This is a genomic window from Hyphococcus sp. D3-15, from assembly GCF_055809375.1.
Genome location: NZ_CM147910.1, coordinates 1978536 through 1995809 on the forward strand (window position 1 = coordinate 1978536; position 17274 = coordinate 1995809).

Consider the following 17274-nt stretch of genomic DNA (forward strand, 5'->3'; position numbering starts at 1 on the left):
TTTTCCGGCGGCGGTATTCGCGCTATAATGGGCCGATGATATTCACGACGGTTCAGTCCAATCCAAGCTTCAACCCGGTGCTGGTGCACGAGCCTGTGCTGCTGCGCACCGCAACGGCGTCTGATCATGACGCTTGGGAGGGCCTGCGCGAGGTGAGCCGCGCGCATCTCACCGAATGGGAAGAGGCGTGGACGCCGGAACAGTCGAGTCTCGCCGCCTTTAAGCGCCGCCTGAAAGTCTATGATCGGGACCGCCGCCGTGGCGGCGGCTTGCATCTGTTGTCTTTCCGCCAGCGTGATAATGCGCTGGTCGGTGGCGCGACGCTCAGCAATATTCGCTATGGCGCCTCGCGCTCGGCGATTCTCGGCTATTGGGTTGGCGCGCCCCATGTCCGCCGGGGCTATGGGACGGCGGCTGTTAAGGCTTTGTCCGCACACGCATTTGAGGTGATCGATCTTAACCGTCTTGTAGCCGCCTGCCAGCCGGAGAATGTTGCGTCGCAAAAGCTTCTTGAAGGCTGCGGCTTCGTTCAGGAGGGCGTTGCGCGCCAATATCTCAAGATAAACGGCGTTTGGCGCGATCACCTGATTTTTGCATTGACGGCGGAAGACTACAGTAAAAACAAGGACGAGGCGATCTAGGTCACTTTGTTTGCGACCAAACGAACCAAAAAATCCGCCGGAAATCAGGACGGCCTCTTGCGATAACGATGATGCCGCGTGATGATGAGCAAGGGCGATGCGCGTGCTGTTTTCAGCCGCGAAGGGGAGCTGGCCGTCTGGCCCGGTTCTTGTGGGGTAGCTGCTCAATTGGGCCGTTTTGAAGCGGTGTAATGGCTATGGTTGAGGGTTCAGGGCGAATATGTTGGCAGTTGGCGTATTAGGCGTGTCTGAGGGGTTTTCCGGACTGGCTCAGGCGGATTTATTGCGTGGCGCCGTAGCGGGCGCATTCATTGTAGCGATGGCTTTCCTCGCCGGTTATGCGGCGATCCGAAGAAGCGGTCTCGCGGTTTGCGCGCTGCTAATGGTCATGGGCGCCGCGGCGCTCGAATTTTCCTGGCTCGGCTTTTTTCTGAAATATCGCCCTCGGCGATTGTCATGATGCAGGCGCTGTTTGCAGCGGCCGCCATCGTCTTCCTTTCAGCATCGATCGGCGCGGCGCGATATAACCCGCTGCTCGGCGGCGTGATGTTCACCGCTGCGCTGGTGATTGGCGGCATGGGCGTCATCAATTTCTTCGACCGCATCGATCTGGCGCCGCTAATGCGCTGGGCGCTGATCGGGGTCGGCGCCTTCGCCGTTATCCTGTCCCTGGCGCAAGCATTGCGCGGCGACAGCGGCGCCCGGCTGGTGCTTCCCGGTGTTCTGCTCGCGGCGGCGGCGCCGTTGCTCGGCATGTTCAGCGCGGCGGAGTCCGGCATGATGGCCTTCGCCTCCCACGGCATGTTCACGCTCGGCATTCTCGCCGCCAGCATCATCGCCCTGACCGAGACCGGCATGTCCCAGGCGATGGAGCATGCGGGCGCGGCGCGCGGCGCCGGCATCGATTTCGGCGTGCGCACCAGCCATGACGCACAGCCGCGCCATCGCGAAGTGCGCTCGGCGCGCGAGCGTTCCGAGATTGTGCTCGACAGTCAGATCGCCAAAGTCCTCGATTATTCCGGCGTCGCCATCTGGGACTGGAGCCCGGAAGCGATCAACCAGACCGAATCGCTAGCCGCATTGCTCGGCGCGGATTCCAATGCGCCCTTTACGCCCGACGCGTTGCGCAATTTTGTCCATCCCGATGATGCCGCCAGATTTGATTCTGAATTGCTGGCGCCGGTGGACGGTCCTTACGATGTTTGCCTCAAGCTGTTTGACGGACGCATGATGCGCCTGCGCGGGGCGCGTGCGGCGGATGAAGGCTCCGGCGAAATCGAACGTCTCGTTGCTTTTGTCGAGCCGCTGGCGGGAAGCCCGATTGACGAAGCGCGTCTGAAATACGCAACCGAAGCGGCGGTCGTGCCCGCCTCAGCCGATTCGATGTCGTCAAAACTTTCTGCGGCGCTCGCCAATGGCGACATCGTTGCGGCGTTCCAGCCCATCGTGTCGCTCGATAATGAAAAAGTCGCAGGTTATGAAGCGCTGGCGCGCTGGCGCGGTCAGGATGACGGCGTCGACGAAGGGCCTGAGCGTTTTGTTCGCGCGGCCGAACGGATCGGCGCCGGCGGCGCCCTGGCCGCGACGATGCTGGAACAGGCGGCTTCGTTTCTGTCCGACGCGCTGAAGGAAGAAAAGCGCAAGGATCTGTTCGTGGCGATGAATGTCTCCTGGGGACAGATCCGCGAGGAAAGTTTCCTGACGGCGGTGCGTGAAACCGTAGCCAAATACGATCTGCCGAAAAATGCGCTGGTCCTGGAGCTGACCGAAGCCGATGACGTTAATGACACGACGCTCGCCGGGGCGGTTTTCCGTAAATTGAAAGCGTCCGGCGTTGCGCTGGCCTTTGACGATTTCGGCGCGGGCTTCACCTGCCTGTCGAACCTGCGGAAATATGATTTCGACTATCTCAAAATCGACAAGTCCTTCGCCAGCGATCTCGAATCCGATGGCGATGGCGCGAAGATCGTCGCGTCGCTGGCCAGCCTCGGCAAAGAGCTGGGACTGAAGGTCATTGTCGAGGGCGTTGAGTCGAAAGCCGATTCTGCGAAAGCCCGTAAAATCGGCTGCGCCTATGGCCAGGGCTTCGCTTTTGGCAAGCCGGTGGTGCTCGATACAGCGCCGGCCGAATCCGCCGCGCCAGTCCCGGATGCTGAGGATGCGCCTGAGGCGACGCTGGCGTCGGGTGCGCCGGACAGCGAAACGCCGGAACCGTCAGAGCCTCAAGCACAGCTTGACGACGCTGAGCAAACTGACGGCGACCCGTCGCCGGCGCTTTCCGCTGATGGGCCGGAAGAAAAAACCGGAACGGGCTTTGTGCTGGCGGAAGCCGAGAATGAAGCCGATGATGTCGACTTTGCAGAAGAAGACGTCATGGAGCGCAAGCATCGCCGCTGGCGGTTTTGGGGCGGCGCGCAGGATCTGCGCTAGTCGCGCGGTTGCGGCAGGTTAATTTAGCGGCTTGTCTTCGTCACGCACCGACGCCCATTCGGTCGATAACATCGCGCTGGTGACGCCGAGCTTTTCCAGCGCGCGTTTCCACAATGCGTCTTCCGCGCCATTGAAGATGATCGCTTCGTCCGGTTCGCAATGCGCCCAGGCGTTCATCGCGATTTCCTTTTCAAGCTGACCGGGGCCCCAGCCGGCATGACCGACGGCGAGCAGAAACCGGCGCGGCGCCGGGCGCTTTGATTCGCTGCCCGCAATATCGATCAGGATGTCGCGGCTCGCCGTGAGGCCAAGGCCATCGCCAAGCGTCAGCGTCGTCTCTAGCTCGTAATCGAGCGTGTGCAGGACCAGCCCGCGCTCGGTCTGCACCGGGCCGCCGAAAAACACCGGCGTGTCATCCGCGCCGTCCTGCGGAGAAATTTCCAGCTGTTGCAGCAATTCAGACAAATCCACATCGTCCAGCGGCTTGTTGACGATGACGCCCATGGCGTGATCCTCGTCATGGGCGCACAGGAAGATCACCGACCGGTCAAAGCGCGGGTCGCCCATATTGGGCATGGCGATCAGCATCTGGCCGGCAAGATAGTCGCAGGCGCGCGCAAAGGGTGGCGGAGGCTTGTCACTCATATGGGTGTAAAAATAAGGCTCGCCCGCCGCCGATGCAAGGGCGGCCTTTGCTGTGGACGTTCCGGCTCCAGAGGCCTAAAAGCCGTGCAGAAACACGGACAAAGGAGAGACAAACGTGAGCATTGCTGTGGGCGACAAAATTCCAGACGTCAAAGTCATGGTGGCGACGGGCGAGGGCCCGCAAGCGGCGCAGACCGGGGAGCTTTTCGGCGCCGGCAAGATTGCGCTTTTCTCCGTACCCGGCGCATTCACGCCGACCTGTTCGGCCAAGCACCTGCCGGGCTTTGTCACCAAGGCGGATGAGTTCAAATCCAAAGGCGTCGACAAGATCGTTTGCATGTCGGTGAATGACGCCTTCGTCATGAGCGCCTGGGCGAAAGATCAAAAAGCCGGCGACAAGGTCGTCATGCTGGCGGACGGCAATGGCGATTTCGCGCGCGCGCTTGGTCTTGTCATGGATGGCAAAGGCTTCGGCATGGGCGAGCGCTCGCAGCGCTTTTCCGCTGTCATTGATAATGGCGTGGTCAAGGAACTGAATGTCGAAGCGCCGGGCGCATTCGATGTTTCCAGCGCCGAGCACATGCTTGGCCAGCTTTAAGCCGGTTCTACATCCTGAGGAGCCCAAACCCTTCATCGCCCTTCGAGTCCGCGCGCATTTTATGCGCGCCCTCAGGATGAAGAAGGGTTTGGGCGTCTCGAAAGATCAGGCGTAAGCCTGCGCCCCCTGGCGCGCCAATTCGTCGACGCGTTCATTTTCGGGATGGCCGTTATGGCCTTTGACCCAACGCCATTCGATGTCGCGGTTCGCCGTCAGCGCATCCAGCTTTTCCCATAAATCGCGATTTTTCACGGGCTGCTTCGCTGCGTTCTTCCAGCCCTTCTTCTTCCAGCCGTGAATCCAGCTGGTAATGCCGTTCTTCACATATTGGCTGTCGGTGAACAGCACGATCTTTTCGTCGCTGGGGGTTTCCTCAAGCGCGCGGATCGCGGCGAACATTTCCATCCGGTTGTTCGTGGTGTCGGGCTCGCCGCCATTCAGTTCGCGCTCTTCGCCCGCTTCGATAATCAAGACACCCCATCCGCCGGGTCCCGGATTGCCGAGACAGGCGCCATCGGTGAAGACTTCGATCATGACTGTTAAATCCTAGCTGGCGAGGCGCAGCGGTGATTTGAAAACAATGTTCTCGCGCGCGGTCTCTACGGTTTCGATGGTCACCGTGCGGCGCGCCGCCAGTTCGGTCAAGAACTCCTCGACCAGCATTTCAGGCGCCGAGGCGCCGGAGCTGAGGCCGATGGTTTTGGCGTTTTGCAGCAGCGCCCAGTCCGCCGCCTTCGCGTCTTCCATCAGCATCGCATGTTTTGCGCCGGCGATGCGCGCCGTCTCCACCAGCCTGACGGAATTCGAAGAGGTGGGCGAGCCGATGACGATAAACAGATCCACGCCTTTCGCGGTGGCTTTCACTGCTTTCTGCCGGTTCGAGGTCGCATAGCAGATGTCTTCCTTCACCGGCCCTGCGATATCGGGAAAGCGCGCGATCAGCGCAGCGAGAATGTCGCGGGTCTCGTCGACGGAAAGCGTCGTCTGCGTCGCATAGGCGAGAGGGCCGCCGGGCTCGGGCAGGGCGGCGACATCGGCGACGGTTTCAACCAGCGTGACGGCCCCCTCCGGCGCCTGGCCCATCGTGCCGATCACTTCCGGATGGCCATGATGGCCGATCAGGATGACATTGCGCCCGGCGGCGATATGGCGGCGGGTCTGATTGTGCACTTTCAGCACAAGCGGGCAGGTGGCGTCGATCTTCGCCAGCTTGCGGCTGGCGGCCTCGTCATGCGCGGATTTCGGCGCCCCATGGGCGGAAAACACCACCGGCCGGTCTGCGGGCACAGCGTCAAGGCTTTCGACAAAGACCGCGCCCATCGCCGACAGGCGGGCGACCACATGATTATTGTGAACGATTTCGTGGCGCACATAGACCGGCGCCCCATAGAGCTCAAGGCTCTCCTCGACCATGCGAATCGCGCGCTCCACGCCGGCGCAAAAGCCGCGCGGGCTCGCCAGGCGCACCCGGATCGGAGGTTTGGGGGCTGTTCTATCAGCCGCGCTTGGCGTGCGCGTCATGGCGGCCTTTCTTCTTTCTGGCCCGGTTTTCGGCCCGGTTTCACGAAGCGCGCCGGAGCTGCCCGGCGGCGCGTCGAATAGGACATTGCGCCTCCGGCGGTGAGACGCTACGAGATGCTGCCCTCATTTGGGCGCCGCCGCGGCAGGGATCGGAGTAATGTCCGGTTCCGGCGTCCGAAAGGCGGTCCCAAGGCGATTTTGTGGAATAAATAAAGGGTCCGGGCCGATGAAAACACTCCTAGCATCAGCGCTTATCGCCGCAGTCGCATTGAGCGGATGCGCCAGTTCGGAGAAGGCGCGTGCTGCGCGGGAGGGCAACCCGGCCCCCTGTCCCAATATCCTGGTGTTGAGCGAGGCCTCGCGCTTTGTCGAATTCGACGGCGATGAATCGATCGACAATGTCGCCTATACGGGCGAGATGGTCGATGTCACCTCCAACTGCCGGTATTTCTCCGATGAGCCGATTGAGGCGGGCGTGTCGATCGATCTGGCTTTCGGCCGCGGACCTAAGGGCGCCGAGGCGCAGAAAGTCTTCACCTATTTCGTGGCGGTCACCCGTAAGGATACGGAAGTCATCGAAAAGAAAGAGTTCCAGGTCCCGATCAAGTTCAGCGAAGACAAGCCGATCGAAGTGATACGCGTGGATATCGACAAGGTGCATATCCCGCGCGCCGGCGAGAACATCTCCGGCTCGAACTTCGAAATCATCGTCGGGTTCTCGGTGACGCCGCAGCAGGCGATCTACAACCGGTCCGGCAAGAGCCTGAAATTCCCGAATCTGAAATGACCCTGAAAGACGAATTGTCGGCCATCGCCGGCGAGGCGTTCGCCGCCGAAGGGCTCGACGCTGCGCTCGGTGCGGTGAAGGCTGCGGACCGGCCGGACCTCGCGCAGTTTCAGTGCAACGGTGCGCTGGCCGCGGCCAAGGCTGCGAAAAAGAACCCGCGTGAAATCGCCGGGGCGATTGCGGACCGTCTCGCCAAGCGCGATGAATTTGCCGAAGTGACGGTCGCCGGGCCGGGCTTCATCAATCTCAAGCTGACCCCGCAATTCCTGTCGGCGCGTATTGATGCGCTGCGCGCCGATGGCCGGTTCGGCGCCTGGAAAACACCGTCGGCGGAAAAGACCGTCATCGACTATGGCGGGCCGAATGTCGCCAAGCCGCTGCATGTGGGCCATCTGCGCGCGGCGATCATCGGCGAGAGCTTGAAGCGCATCTTGCGCTTTGCCGGCGACGAAGTGATTGGCGATGTGCATTTGGGCGATTGGGGCCTGCAAATGGGTCAGCTCATTTCCGAGCTGCAATTGCGCCAGCCCGATCTTGTCTATTTCACGCCGGGCGCGGAAGGGCCGTTTCCTGAAGACCCGCCCATAAGCCTTTCCGATCTTGAGGAAATGTACCCGGCGGCTTCAGGGGCGTGTAAAGCCGACAAAGCCCGCGCCGACCTTGCGCGCGCTGCTACCAAAGAACTGCAGGACGGGCGCCCCGGCTATCGCGCCCTGTGGCGCCATTTCGTCGACCTCTCGGTCAATGCGATGAAGAAGGACTATGCCGATCTCGATGTGGAGTTCGATCTCTGGAAGGGCGAGGCGGACGCTGATCCGCTGATCCCGGAACTCGCCGAAGACCTCAAGGCGCGCGGCGTTCTCGAGCTCTCAGACGGGGCGCAGATCATTCGCGTCGCCCGCGATGACGACAAGAAGGAGATGCCGCCGATCATCTTCCTGAATTCGCAAGGGGCGGTTGGCTATCACGCGACGGATATCGCGACAATTGTCGACCGCAAGCGCGACCTCGATCCCGATCGCATGCTCTATGTGGTGGATGCGCGCCAGCGCCTGCATTTCGAGCAGGTGTTCCGGGCGGTGGAGAAAGCGGGCTATTTCGAAGAGGCGAAGCTCGAGCATTTGTGGTTCGGGACCATGAACGGCAAGGACGGCAAGCCGTTCAAAACCCGCGAAGGCGGCACGCTCAAGCTGCGCGACTTTATCGACATGGTTACGACGCGCGCCAAAGAGCGCCTGGTGGAGAATGGCTTCGCCGAGGGCTATGGCGAGGCGGAGACGCAATCCGTTGCGCGCCAGGTCGGCATCGCGGCGCTGAAATTCGCCGATCTCTCCAATCCGCGCACCAGCGACTACATATTCGATCTCGACCGTTTCATGGCGTTTGAGGGCAAAACCGGGCCGTATCTGCTCTATGCAAGCGTCCGGGTCCGCTCGGTTGTCGCCAAGGCGAAAGCCGCCGGCGCAGGCGAGGCGGGAGCGGCGGCCATCGCCGCGCCGGAGGAGGCGGATCTGGCGCTGGTGCTGCTCAATTTCGCCGATGCGCTGCGCGACGCTTATGACAAGCGCCTGCCGCATCTCCTATGCGACCACGCCTTCACGCTGGCCCAGACTTTTTCCAAGTTTTATGCGGCCTGCCGCATGGTCGACGAGCCAGACCCGGCCTTGCGCGCCTCGCGACTCGGTCTCGCCAGCGCTGCGGGCGGACAGCTCGATCTTGTCCTCTCGCTGCTCGGATTTTCAGCCCCGGAACGAATGTAGCGCTGATTGGCTGTGGCCTTCTGCACACACCCGGCGGCGAATTGCTGGACGGGCAAAAGTGGAAAATATTGCTAATCGCACCGTTCGAGCGCTAACCGGTCAATTATCCTAGCCTTATTTTCCACAATCATGCGCGCCGGGAAGCGCCGCCAAAACGTCGCACAAATATCAAGAAAAGCTGCAGTCGTTGTCACGCGATTGTCATCTAAGTTACCTAAGGCCAGTCGCGTTATATTGCGGTGCGCAATCGGGGTTGCGGCCAAAAACAGTTCCAGCTTGGGGAATATCACATGAAGCTAATGAAAACGCTCTCCGCCGGTGTGGCGGCGATCGCGCTGACGACCGCATTCGCCACGGTGGCGACTCCGGTTCTCGCTCAGCAGACCACATCCGGCATCCGCGGGACAGTTACGGACGCTTCCGGTGCGCCGCTTTCCGGTGCGACGGTCGTCGTCACCAACACCAACACCGGCACATCGCGCTCCGTGTCGACGGATAGCGAAGGACGTTTTTACGCACCGAACCTGTCAGTTTCGGGTGCTTATACAGTAACGACAACGGCTTCCGGCTATCAGGGCGAAGCTGTTGAAGGCGTCACGCTCGATCTGGGCGGCACCTCGCTATTGAGTTTCTCACTCGACGCAGCGAGCGCCACATCGGATGAAATCGTCGTTGTTGCAACGCGCTCCGCCGTCGCAGAAGTCGCCGCCGGTCCGTCAGCAGTGTTCAGCGCGTCCGACCTTGCACAACTGCCTGCGGTCAATCGCGACATCAAAGACATCGTTCGCCTCGATCCGCGCATCAACATCGACGAGTCCTATCAGCGCGGCATCCGCTGCGTCGGCTCCAACGAGCGCTTTAACTCCCTGACGATCGACGGCATCCGTCAGAACGACATTTTCGGCCTCAACGACAATGGCTACCCGACTCAGCGTCTGCCATTCCCGTTTGACGTCGCCGAGCAGGTCGCGGTTGAGATCGCTCCAGTGGACGTCGAATATGGCGGCTTCACCGGCTGTAACATCAACGTCGTCACCAAATCCGGTTCAAACGAATTCCATGGTCGCGGTTTCCTTGACTACCAACTCTCCGGCCTGAACGGCAATTCGCTGGACGGCGCGTCGGTCAACAAGCCAGACACCGATGAGAAGTCCTATGGCGGCGTCATCACTGGCCCGATCATCAAGGACCGCCTCTTCTTTACGGCGGCTTACGAAAAATTCGCCGGCACCGACACCTACATCACCGGCCCTTCCGGCGGTGGTTTCGTGAACGAAGTCGATGGTGTCAGCCTCACTGACGTCACCCGCGTCCAGCAAATCATGCAGGACGTTTACGGATTCAATGCTGGCGACATTCCTTCGAGCACGCCGGACACGGACGAACGCTGGTATGTCAAGCTTGACGCTTACATCACCGACAATCAGCGCCTTGAGCTGTCCTATCAGGACACTTATGGCGAGGTCACAGTTGATCAGGGCACCAGCACGTCTGCCGATGAGCTGGGCCTGTCTTCGAACTGGTATGGCCGTTCGGAAGACATGGAAGTCTATTCCGGACGCCTGTTCTCCGACTGGACCGACCAGTTCTCCACGGAGATCCTGGTTTCCTATCTCGACCGCATCACCGGTCAGAATTCGCTTTACGGCACCGATTTCGCACAAATGGAAATCACCACGACCGATGGCGGCACCATCTTTGTCGGTCCGGATCCGAACCGTCACGCCAACAAGCTCAGCGGCTCTTCGCTGAACATCAAAGTCAAAGGCCAGTACATTCTCGGCGACCACGTCTTCAAAGGCGGTTACGAGCGTGAAACCTATGACTTCTTCAACCTCTATATCTTCGGCGCGGAAGGACTTGCGTCCTACGCCTCGATCGATGATCTGGAGATGATGAACCCGAGAGATATTTTCTATCAAAACGCCGGTTCGAACATGGAAGACGATGCGGGCGCATCCTTCAAGCGCACGCTGAATACGTTCTACTTGCAAGACCAGTGGACGCCGAACAGCGCCATGACGGTTACGGCGGGTCTGCGTTACGACTTCATCACCATGAGCGACGCGCCGCAGTTCAACCAACTCAACGTCGATCAGTATGGCGTTGCAAATGACGCAACTTTTGACGGCGTGTCTTTGCTTCAACCGCGTGTTGGCATCGAATACAGCGTTAATGACCGCTTGAACCTGTCCTTTGGCGTCGGTCGTTTTTCTGGCGGCGATCCGTCGGTGTGGTTGTCGAACAGCTTCGCCAACACCGGTTTCAATATCGGTTCGGCTTCTGAAAGAGATGACGAAATCGAAGATATGGCCGGGAATGTCATCGGTTACATCGATAACCCGATCCTTACTGGGTTTGACGGTTATAACCTTCCGGCGGAAATGCTCGCAGCCAATGCCGCCGCTGCTGCTGGCGGGGAAGGCTCCGTTAACCTGATCGACCCGAATTATAAAATGTCTTCGATCTGGCGCTTCACGGCCGGCGCGAAATACGTCGCCGACCTTGGTCCGTTGGGCGATGACTGGCTGTTCGGTGTGGATTTCCTCTACAACATTCAGGAAAATGCGAACACTTGGCAGAACCTCGATCGCGTTGTTGTAGACACGGCGCCGGACGGTCGTCCGATCTATGACGATCTTTTCGGATATGGCGATGGCGGCGTCCTGATGCTGACCAACACCGACCTTTCCCCGAAAACAATTGTGCTCTCGGGTTATGTCGATAAGCCTTGGGAAGCGGGTATTTTTTCCGGCAAGTTCTATGCTGGCTATGCCTATACCGATGCGAAAGACGTGAGCCCGGCGACGAGCTCAACGGCCGGATCGAACTACGACAACGTCGCGACGGCGGATTACAACAACCTGCCAATCGCTACATCTAACTACGAAACCAAGCACGCCTTTACGGCGCGCGCTGATTTCGCAGCCGAGTTCTTCGGCGAGCTGAAGACCCGCATGTCCCTGACCGGGCAACTGAACAGCGGCAAGCCTTACAGCTACACCTTTGACACCGGTGCGGGCCGCAACGCTACGCTGGGCGGCGCCAACCTGTTCGGCGATATGGACGTTTCCGAACGCCGGACACTGGTCTATGTTCCGACCGGTCCGACAGATCCGCTGGTTGACTTCTCCATGTTGTCAGCCGCTCAAGTCACGGATCTGTTCAACTTCCTCGGCGAAACCGGTCTTGACGAATATGCCGGCGGCATCGCGCCGCGTAACGGCTTCAATTCCGATTGGTGGGGCAAGGTCGACCTGCGCTTCGAACAGGAACTGCCGGGCTTCCGTGACGGTGATCGTCTTCGCCTGATCCTCGACGTCGATAACTTGACCAATCTGATCAACGATAGCTGGGGTGTTTACCGCGAGGTCACCTTCGGCGCCGCGGGTCACGTTGTGCCGATTATTGAATCAGAGCTGTCGGGCGACGGTACGCAGTTCGTGTTTACCGACCTGAACCTTGATCGTGAACCGCAGGACATCATCTATGGTCCGTCCGTGTGGAGCATCAATCTGGGCGTCCGCTACGACTTCTAGTCCTGGCGACCCACGCAAATCGGAAAAGGCGGGCCTCGGCCCGCCTTTTCTTTTGTCCCGGCGCCGGCGTCTATGACCGTGCGGGGATGGCTTCATTCGGGTTGTGGATGAACAGTCCGGCGAGGGCGAGAGCGCCTGCGCCGGTCCCATAGATCAGGAAGATCGGCGAGAAGGAACCGAACGCATCGCCGGTCATCCCGGTCAGCGTCGGCCCGAGCATCGCCACGGTGGCGAACAGATTCATCGCGCCGAGAATGGCCGGCGAATGTTTGATGCCGAAATATTCAATCGCCAGCACGGTTGTCGCAAACAGCGTCATGCCGAAGGCGAAGCCTTCAAACAGCGCAAAGACGATGGCGACGCTTTCGCTTTGCGCAAAGGACAGAGCAATCATGCCGACCGCTTCCGCCGCGAGACCGGCGATCAGCAAATAACGCGCGCGAATGCGTTTCACTGCGACGCCGCCCGCCGCACGGGCCGCCGCGTTCGACGCGGCGTGCAGGCTGAGCATGGCGCTGGCGAAACCGGCGGAAAGCCCGAGCCCGGTGAGATGCGTCACCGCCCAGCTAGAGACCGACACGCCGCAAAAATACGCAGCCATCAAGGCGCCGCCAATCAGGTAAAAGGCGGGCGAGCGCAATGCCTCGCTCAGGGTCCAGTCGCGCGGCGCGGCCTTGTCTGCTTCGGGTGACTGGGCTTGCGCTTCGTCATCGTGATGTCGCGAGGCCAGGAAACGGTGATCGGCGAACGCCAGAAAGAGGGCGGTGAGAATAAGCATGAGGATCGCCGCAAGGCGCCAGTAAAGGCGCCAGTCGCCGCCATCTTCGATCAGCGCATGGGCCATTAACGGTCCCGCCACGCCCCCGGCGCCGCCTGCAGCGAGATAGGCGCCGATCACGAAATTGCGCGAGCGCGCCAGCACAGTGCGCGCAATCACATAGGTGCTGGGCACATTGGCGAGCAGCGCAAAACCGGCGCCGAGCAGCGATGTCGCGGCGAGATAGGCGCCCATGCCTTGCGCCGCGCTGAGCAGCAGGAAGCCCGCCGCCATCGCCGCGCCGCCCGCCGCATAATTGCCGCGCAGGCCAAGACGTTTCAGGCTCTCCGCAGCGACCGGACTGAACAGGCCGGTGAACAGCGCCAGCGCGGTGAAGCCGAAGCCGGCCTGCGTCCAGCTCCAGCCCAGTTCCGCAATCATCGCTGGCAGCACAACCCCAAGCGAAGCGAAGGTCGACGCCGTGATGTGAAAAAAGATCAGGCTAAGGACGAGTATCAGGCCCGCGGCCCGTTTGCTGACAAACATGGCCGCTCCTAAAACTTCGCCTTGAGGGTGATGGTGAATTCGCGCCCGCGCCCGGGCAGCACGCCGACTTCTTCATAGACATTCTGCACCGGCACGAAGTGGCGCTTGTCGAACAGGTTATCGATATTGGCGATCAGCGAGAGATTGTTGAACTCATAGAACAGCGCCGCTTTCGCCAGCACATAGTCGGGCAGGGTGATGGCGTTTTCGATTTTGCCGCCGGTCTCGCCCACATAAACGGCGCCGAACGATGCGCCAAAGGCGCCGAGCCGGGTTTGTGGTCCGGTATAGGTGACGAAGCCGGAAGCAAGCCATTCCGGCGCGGTGTTGCGGCGATAACCGTCTTGCAGTTCGGCGAGGCAGGACGCATTGAGCGCGGCGATCAGACCGCCATAGCCATCGGCCGGAGAAATCCCTGCGCGCGAAGGCGGGATGACGACGAATTCGCCATTGCCCGAACCGCAGGCGCCCGGCGCGCCGATGCGCGTTTGCTGCCAGGTTACGGCGCCGTTGACCGAGAAGGCGTCGGACAGCAGATATTTCAACTCCCCTTCGACGCCCTTTGACGTTTCCTCGTCAAGATTGCCGAAAGGGTCGGTGCGTTGCCGGGTCTGGCGATAAAAGGCGAGGGAGCCCGCAAGGTCGCGGCGCGAGAGTTTGACGCCGGCTTCGTAAAGATCTGAGTCCGCGACGAAATTATCTTGGTCGATGCGGTCGACTTCGATGCCGCCGCCATCATTGGTTTCAAGCGCGTTGTTTTCCGCGAAGGTCGCATAAAGTGAAAACGCGTCGGAGGCATCATAGCGCAGCGACAGCTCATAGCTTGGCTTGAAGTCGCTGCCCTCGAAACGGACATTGCCCAGCGCCGGATTAAAAATCGTGGCGCCGGTGTTGATCGACGAAGCGGTGAAACGGTCAAGGCGCAGGCTCGCGAGCAGGTGAAGCCGGTCATAAATGGCGATATCGCTGACGGCGAAGAAAGCGAGATCCGTGGTTCTGGAGGAGAGATCGGTGTCCCAGCCAATACCGTTCGCTTCCTGCGAAAACGGATCATCGAAAATGTCGCCGCCGGTCGGGCCGACGGTCAAGTCACGCCGGTCGACCGCGAGATAGCCGGAGAGAAAGGTCTGGCGCGTTTCATTCGTGTAAGAACGGTAGGAGGCGCCGAGCAACGCATCCAATGTCACCGGGCCCGCGCCCACATCGAATTTGTAGCTGCCGCGCAGTTCGTAAACGTCGGCGATATATTCCGCCGCAAAGCCGTAACTCACATAAAGATCGCTATCCATGGAGTCATAAAAAGCCTGCAGGCGCAGCACATCCTCGCCCAGCGTCCAGGCGAGGTCGGCGTAAGCGGTGTAGGTTTGCGCGTCCGCAATGTCTTCGTCCGCGATATAGACAGTGCGCGGCGACAGCGTTGCGGTTCCGACATTGTCATCCAGCGCGAATGCGGGCGAAGGGAAAAAGCCATAGTCGATCAACTGGCGGATATTGGATGTGCCGAAAAATGTTCCGACAGCGGCGTCCACTTCGTCAGGAGTCAGTTTGCCGTCGCCATTCAGGTCGGAGAGATCGGTGTCGCGCCCGGTGATATAGGTTCCGTTGTCGATCAGATCCTGGGTGACGCGGTTCCAGCCAATGGTCTGTTTGTATCCGTCGGAGGAGAAATAGGCGCCGCCGAATTCCGCTTCGAAATTGTCTTTTGCAAGGGTGAAGGATGATTGAACCAGCGTGCGTTCCGGCGAAATCCCGTGATAGAAACTGTCTGAGTTTTCGTATTCCCCGTGGGCGTAAATCCCTGCGTCATAGGCGCCGAGGTCAAACGCGACGCCCGCATCGCCGCGAATGATGCGCTTGTCATAAGAGCCGAGGGTTCCGCTCAAGGCCAGCAGATGTCCGCTTTCGCTCACCTCTTTTGCGGTGCGCGCGGTTAGCGGCGTGATGTTGAGAAAACCGCCGACGCGGCCCGCGCCATAGATCGCTGGCGTCGGGCCCTTGACGATTTCAATGCGCTCGCTGGCGCCAAGCGGCGTCGGAAAGGTGCCGGGATTTTCGACGCGTTTGAAACCGTGAAAATAAGTGTCGGCGCGGTTGCCCCGAAGCGCGACCGAGCCGGGCACGCCGAAAAAGCTGCCCGTAAACGCGCCCGGCGCGAAGGCGGCGAGGTCATCGACCGTTTCAATCGAGAAGCGATCGATCAGCGCATCGGCGATGACATTCACTGAGCGCGGCGCCTGCGCATAGGAAAGGTCGAGCCCCGTCACCGCGCGGCTCGCATCCAGCTCCACCAGCCGCAACGGGTCGGCGGTGACAATGATCTCATCGACGCCCGGTTGCGCCAAAGCGCCGCTCGAAGCCAATGCCGCTGCAAAAAACAAAACCGACTTACGCATCACATACCGTTCCCGCGCCGAGGCGCTGGTTGAAACGGGGATGGAGGAGAGGGGAAAGCGGGCAAGGCCCGCATCAACGCACAGCCCGGCGCCGCCGGACAGAATCCGCCTGCACGCATGGCTTAAAAGCCGGCGCACCACCCCTTCAGAAGGATGGGAACCGTCTTTTTCGCGTCAATCTTCTCTCATCCGGACTATGACCGTCGGCTCCGGGCTCTCACCGGAATCTGCTTTGGCGGGCTGGCCCCGGTCTTGCGATCTGGGCTGGCTCACCTCGGCTCGCGGGCTCATCGAAAGAAAAATCCTTCGCATTACCGCCGGTGGGGACTTTCACCCCGCCCCGAAGATTTCTATGTCGCGGATCGCTCCGCAGGCGCCTATATAGCGTTGAGGCCGCTTGGCGGCAACAAGCCCACGCAGATAACGGACAAGCCCCATGCTCTCTTCCCGCCGCCAGCCCGCAGAATGGGCCCCGCACGACGCCGTCTGGATCGGCTGGCCCAGCGCCGCCGATCTGTGGGAGGACGATCTCGGCCCCGCCAGGGCGGAGATTGAGGATTTCATCCGCGCGATTTTGTTCCCCGGCGGCGAGGGTGCGCCGGAACGCGGCGAGCCCGTGCACTTGCTGGCGCGCGGGGCCGATGCGCTGGCCGCGGCGGAGATCATGCGCGCGCGCCTGCCGGACCCGTCTCTGTTGAGCCTGCATGACGCGCCCATCGGCGATGTCTGGCTGCGCGACACCGGGCCTGTCTTCGCCAAAGACGAAACCGGCGCGCTGGTCGCCAGCGCCTTTTCATTCAATGGCTGGGGCGGGAAATATCTCCTGCCGAAAGATGACGAGATTTCCAGCGTCATCGCCGGTCATGCGGGCGTGCGCCTGCGGATGTTTGACGAGTTTGTCGGCGAGGGCGGCGCGCTGGAAACTGACGGCGAGGGGACCTTCATCACCACGCGCCAATGCCTGCTCAACAAGAACCGCAATCCGGGGATGAGCGAAAAGGATGTGGAGGCGGTGTTGAAAGCCGCGCTTGGCGCGGAAAAAACCATCTGGCTCGATGAAGGGCTGGCGGGCGATCACACTGATGGCCATGTGGACAATCTGGCGCGTTTCGTCGCGCCGGGGAAAGTTGTCTGCATGCGGCCGACTGGCGATGACGATCCAAACGCGGCTGTCCTCGCGGCGATTGAAAAGACGCTTTCCGCCGCCACCGATGCGCAGGGAAGAAAACTCGACGTCGTCACCATACCTTCGCCGGGGCGCGCGGAAATGGACGGCGAGGCGGCCGCCGCAAGCCATATGAATTTTTACATCGCCAATCATTCGGTTGTCCTGCCGGTCTATGGAAAGCTGACCGGCGACACGGCGCCCGGCCTTGAAGCGGCGGAGATTTTGAAGGGCCTGATCGAGCGTCCCTATTTTGTCGCGGTCGACAGTTCGCATGTCCTTACCGGCGGCGGTTCGTTTCACTGCATTTCGCAGCAACAGCCCGCCTGACCGTTCTGACCTTGCCGGCGATGAACCGACGGAATTCTGCGGTGAGGCGAGGGCTTGGCTGGCTTTGCGCCTTGTCACCCGTCCCGCAGCCCCGCAGGATGCGCCCAAATCCGGGGCCGACGCCCGCTTCACGGGAGGCTTGGCTCCGCCGGATTGCCGAAT

General features: G+C 60.8%; 13 protein-coding genes and 1 riboswitch. Of the genes, 8 read left to right on the plus strand and 5 right to left on the minus strand.

Annotated features, from left to right (window positions below):
- Positions 1 to 35: 35 nt before the first annotated feature.
- From AC0L8G_RS09855 to AC0L8G_RS09865, 3 genes are all read left to right on the plus strand, one after another.
- Positions 36 to 641 (plus strand): GNAT family N-acetyltransferase, encoded by a 606-nt coding sequence (locus AC0L8G_RS09855; protein WP_473388675.1) that lies wholly within the window; start codon positions 36 to 38, stop codon positions 639 to 641.
- A 220-nt stretch (positions 642 to 861) separates the two neighbouring features.
- On the plus strand, positions 862 to 1101 hold the full coding sequence (locus AC0L8G_RS09860; RefSeq protein WP_473388677.1) for a hypothetical protein: 240 nt from the start codon (positions 862 to 864) through the stop codon (positions 1099 to 1101).
- Complete coding sequence (locus AC0L8G_RS09865) at positions 1098 to 3071, plus strand: EAL domain-containing protein (RefSeq protein ID WP_473388678.1); 1974 nt, start codon at positions 1098 to 1100, stop codon at positions 3069 to 3071. Before AC0L8G_RS09860 ends, AC0L8G_RS09865 begins: the two co-directional genes overlap by 4 nt.
- A gap of 18 nt (positions 3072 to 3089) precedes the next feature.
- On the opposite strand, the gene AC0L8G_RS09870 is transcribed toward AC0L8G_RS09865, so the two are convergent.
- Positions 3090 to 3716 carry a YqgE/AlgH family protein gene (locus AC0L8G_RS09870; protein WP_473388679.1) on the minus strand — a complete coding sequence of 209 codons (627 nt, stop codon included), beginning with the start codon at positions 3714 to 3716 and terminating at the stop codon, positions 3090 to 3092.
- A gap of 115 nt (positions 3717 to 3831) precedes the next feature.
- Between AC0L8G_RS09870 and AC0L8G_RS09875 the strand changes: the two genes are divergently transcribed.
- Complete coding sequence (locus AC0L8G_RS09875; RefSeq protein WP_473388681.1) at positions 3832 to 4314, plus strand: redoxin family protein; 483 nt, start codon at positions 3832 to 3834, stop codon at positions 4312 to 4314.
- A 105-nt stretch (positions 4315 to 4419) separates the two neighbouring features.
- Here the strand turns inward: AC0L8G_RS09875 and rnhA are convergent, their stop codons facing one another.
- Complete coding sequence (rnhA, locus tag AC0L8G_RS09880) at positions 4420 to 4848, minus strand: ribonuclease HI (protein WP_473388682.1); 429 nt, start codon at positions 4846 to 4848, stop codon at positions 4420 to 4422.
- Positions 4849 to 4860: 12 nt separating this feature from the next.
- Positions 4861 to 5835, minus strand: coding sequence for a 4-hydroxy-3-methylbut-2-enyl diphosphate reductase (ispH, locus tag AC0L8G_RS09885; RefSeq protein ID WP_473388683.1), 975 nt, complete (start codon positions 5833 to 5835; stop codon positions 4861 to 4863).
- A gap of 226 nt (positions 5836 to 6061) precedes the next feature.
- Here ispH and AC0L8G_RS09890 point away from each other — a divergent pair, with 226 nt between their 5' ends.
- The 3 genes from AC0L8G_RS09890 (at position 6062) to AC0L8G_RS09900 (ending at position 11921) form a co-directional block, all read left to right on the plus strand.
- Complete coding sequence (locus AC0L8G_RS09890; RefSeq protein ID WP_473388684.1) at positions 6062 to 6622, plus strand: hypothetical protein; 561 nt, start codon at positions 6062 to 6064, stop codon at positions 6620 to 6622.
- Positions 6619 to 8382, plus strand: a complete 1764-nt coding sequence (argS, locus tag AC0L8G_RS09895; protein WP_473388686.1) for an arginine--tRNA ligase — start codon at positions 6619 to 6621, stop codon at positions 8380 to 8382. Before AC0L8G_RS09890 ends, argS begins: the two co-directional genes overlap by 4 nt.
- 290 nt (positions 8383 to 8672) lie before the next feature.
- On the plus strand, positions 8673 to 11921 hold the full coding sequence (locus tag AC0L8G_RS09900) for a TonB-dependent receptor (protein ID WP_473388687.1): 3249 nt from the start codon (positions 8673 to 8675) through the stop codon (positions 11919 to 11921).
- 70 nt (positions 11922 to 11991) lie between these two features.
- Here AC0L8G_RS09900 and AC0L8G_RS09905 read toward each other — a convergent pair whose 3' ends face one another.
- Entirely contained in the window at positions 11992 to 13224 is a 1233-nt protein-coding gene (locus tag AC0L8G_RS09905) for an MFS transporter (RefSeq protein ID WP_473388688.1), read from the minus strand.
- Between the two features lie 8 nt (positions 13225 to 13232).
- A complete protein-coding gene (locus tag AC0L8G_RS09910) occupies positions 13233 to 15617 on the minus strand; it encodes a TonB-dependent siderophore receptor (protein ID WP_473388690.1) in 2385 nt (794 codons plus the stop codon).
- 173 nt (positions 15618 to 15790) lie between these two features.
- Positions 15791 to 15969: riboswitch (FMN riboswitch) on the minus strand.
- 84 nt (positions 15970 to 16053) lie between these two features.
- Here AC0L8G_RS09910 and AC0L8G_RS09915 point away from each other — a divergent pair.
- Positions 16054 to 17112, plus strand: a complete 1059-nt coding sequence (locus AC0L8G_RS09915; protein ID WP_473388691.1) for an agmatine deiminase family protein — start codon at positions 16054 to 16056, stop codon at positions 17110 to 17112.
- Positions 17113 to 17274 lie beyond the last annotated feature (162 nt).